This window comes from Streptomyces sp. XY431 (assembly GCF_001279805.1).
Taxonomy (GTDB): domain Bacteria; phylum Actinomycetota; class Actinomycetes; order Streptomycetales; family Streptomycetaceae; genus Kitasatospora; species Kitasatospora purpeofusca.
Map to the genome: position 1 here is coordinate 1 of NZ_LGDO01000213.1, position 3,254 is coordinate 3,254.

The following is a 3,254-nucleotide window of genomic DNA, read 5'->3' on the forward strand; positions in this document are numbered from 1 at the left end:
CGCCCCCGCCCCCGCCCCCGCCCCCCGCCCCCCCGGCCTCCGGTCGGTGGGTTCCGGTGGCGCGGAACCGAAGCGGAATTGAGCGGAATTAATCGGTGGCGCCCCGCGGAGGGACTCCGCTACCTTCGTCCCGCGGGCGGCTCCGCGGCGTGCTTCCTTCTCCTTCCTTCCGAAACCTGTAGTGCGCCCCCTCTCCGCCCGCCTCTTCAGCTTCTGTTCCACGTTTTCTGTTCCACATTCGTGGGGGTCCTTCCGCATGCCCCGAGCCATCACGGCTCCCTTCGACAGCGATGTCGACCTCGATCTCGGTTCCTTCCTCCTCCGCCGGCGCGGCGCCGTCTGCGCGGCCCCCGGCGACCTCCTCCCCGACGCCGACCCGTGGAGCACCCGCGGCCTGGTGGCACTGGACGCCGATCTGGTGCGGCGCGGGTACCTGCTCACCAGTGAACTACGCTCGGCGCTGGCCAGGTTGTCCCCCTCCGCACTCGCCGAGACCGGGGACGGGTTGCTCGCCCGCATCGACCACCTGCTCGGCGCGGACCGGGAACACGTGCCGCTGTTCCGCCGCTTCCCCGACGCCGTGCCCGACCACGCGCAGCTGTTCTTCACCCGGCAGATCCGGGCGTTCCTGCTCAACCAGCCCCGGCAGCCCTGCGCCCACTGCGGCCGGCGCGGCGCCGAGGCCGGGATCGGCGCGCTCGCGCCGTGCGCGCACCTGCTCTGCGCCGGCTGCCTCGACGGGCTGACGGCGGAGGGGCGGGGCGAGCGGTGCCCGACCTGCGGGACGCCACTGGGCGCGGGCACCTACCTCTCCGAGGACAACCGGATCGGCCGGAAGGCCGCCGAGGAGTTCGGCGGCGAGCGGGCCCTCCGGCCGCTGCGACTGGTCACGGCCGACCAGGTCACCGCCGCGATGGGCGAGTTCGACCGGCTGCTCGCCCGCCGCACCCCGCTCTCCCCGCAGGACCGCGACGACCTGACCGCGCTGCTCGCCCACGCGCCGCCGGACCTGCCGGAGCGGCTGCCCGCGCAGATCCCGCTCCGGGAGACCAAGGCCACCGTGCTCGCCGCCCTGCTGCGCCGCAGCGGAGCGGACGCGCTGCCGGTGCTCGCCGAACGGATCGACACCGCGACCGACGTGCTGCGCCTGCTCTGGGCGTGGTCCGGCGCCGAGCCCGACCTGCTGCCCGCGACCGCCCGCCGGCTGCGGCTGAAGGGCCTGCCCCGGCCGGTGCGCCGGGGCCTGCTCGACATCATGGAGGGGCTGGACCCGACGGCACTGGTCGAAGACCTGCGCCGCCACCGGTCGGCCTGGCTGCGCGCGGGCGAACTGCTGCACCCGTACGAGCACCGGCGGCGCCTCCCCAACGTCACCACGGCGTTCGTGGTGCTGCGGGGGACGGACCTGCGCACCCACGAGGTGGGGCGGGAACACGCCGAACCACCGGCCGGACCGCTGCGCGTGGTGAACACCGGCGAGCACACCCGGCTGGGGTTCACCGGATTCGCCGCGCGGGTCGAGGCCCTGCTCGCCGCCGGGGACACCGAGGGCGCCCTGCGGGCGCTGGCCGCACGGCCGGGCGAACTGGTCCGCAGGCTGCACCACGTCCTGCGGGTGCACGCCACCACCGCCCCCGGGACGCCGCTCTCCCCGTCCGCGCTGGACACGGTCGCCGCCGCGCTGACCCGGGTCGCCCCCGGGCCGCTGCTCGGCGCGTACGGCGCGCTGCGCGGGACACGGACGGCGGGGGAGCGACGGCTGTACTTCCCGCGCGGCACGGTCTCGCTCGCCCACGCCCGGGAGGACCACGGCACCGTGGTGCCCGCCGAACTCGCGCTCCCGGTAGTGGAGTCGATCGAGGCGGAGCTGCTGCGCCGGAGCGGCGCCGACGGCGAGCGCTACGAGGTGGCGCTGCTCGACGAGGGGCTGGGCGAACTGGTCGCACCGTTCGCCGAGCGCGCCGCCGCCAAGACCCTGGTGTGCGTACCGCGCGGCAGCCGCCAGCGCCTGCCGGCGGGGGAGCGGCTGCGGCTGTTCCTGCACTGGATGCAGCCGGCGGAGCTGCGGGTCGACCTGGACCTTTCGGTGGCGCTGTACGACGAGCGGTGGAACTTCACCGGCCTGTGCGACTACACCAACCTGGTGCACGGCGACCGGGCGGCCGTGCACTCGGGCGACTACGTGTCCGCGCCGCCACCGAACGGGGCGACGGAGTTCGTCGACCTGGATCTCGCGCGGCTGGTCGCGGGCGGATCGCGGTACGCGGTGATGATCGTGTTCAGCTACAACGACGTCGCCTTCGAGCAACTGACCGACGCCTTCACCGGGTTCATGGACCTGGGCGGCGCCACGTCGGCGGGGAGCCCGCACTTCCACCCCCGGGCCGTCCGGCAGCGCCTGGACCTGGTCGGCGACGCCAAGGTGTGCGTGCCGATGATCGTCGACCTGGCCGCCCGCCGCTACACCTGGACCGACCTCAACACCGGCGCGGACGGCGGCTTCCACAGCGTCTACCGGCACCAGGCCGAGGTGGGCGCCCTCAGCCGCGACGTGCTGGCGCACTTCTCCCCGGAGAACCGGGCCACCCTCTGGGACCTCGCCGTCGCCCGCGCGGCCGCGTGCACCGACGAGGTGGTGGTACGTGGGCTCGACGGCGGACTGCGGCGCTGGCGGCGCGGCGCGGGGGAGAGCGCCGGCGGGTTCGCGTCGCGCCTGTGCACGCTCAGTGACGAGGCCCCGGGGTCCGTCCCTTCTCTGCCCCAACTCCTCTCCGGGCGCAGAGCATTCGTCGCGCTCGTGGACGGAGACGTCCCCGCGCCGGAGAAGCTGTCGGGAACGCTGTACCGCCTGTACCCGGGCCCCGTCGACGCCGCACCGGAGAGCCTGGAGCGCCTGACGGCGGGCGATCTGGTCGCGGGTCTGGCACCTCGTCCGGCCGGGGTCGCCACGCGGTGACCCCGGCCGGGCGGGCCGCGCGCTTGGACAGCGTCCAGGTCGATGGGGACAGATTCGAGTTCATTGACACCGAGCCGCAGCTGATCAAGTATCGAGCTGTGCTGGATCGCTTGGAGGCGAGTGCGCTCAAGCCTGGCGCTTCCCGCGACCTCATCCGCCGTGTGGCCCAGAGCATTTGAGACGGGAAGAACCATGACCGCGTACAACTGGCAGAAGTCCTCCTTCAGTGGCGACACCGCCAACTGCCTCTACCTTGCGGCTGCGCCCGACGGCGCAGTCAAGCTCCGGGAGAGCGACG

2 protein-coding genes are annotated in these 3,254 nt (G+C 74.1%); both read left to right on the top strand.

Annotation, left to right across the window (positions count from 1 at the left end; translation table 11 throughout):
- Window positions 1-256 precede the first annotated feature (256 nt).
- The gene (locus ADK60_RS20650; protein WP_053647990.1) at window positions 257-2,956 is read left to right on the top strand and encodes an MXAN_6230/SCO0854 family RING domain-containing protein; all 2,700 of its coding nucleotides are present in this window, start codon (window positions 257-259) and stop codon (window positions 2,954-2,956) included.
- 192 nt (window positions 2,957-3,148) lie between these two features.
- Window positions 3,149-3,254: DUF397 domain-containing protein (locus ADK60_RS42210; protein WP_159400516.1), on the top strand; the 106-nt coding region annotated here is incomplete at its 3' end.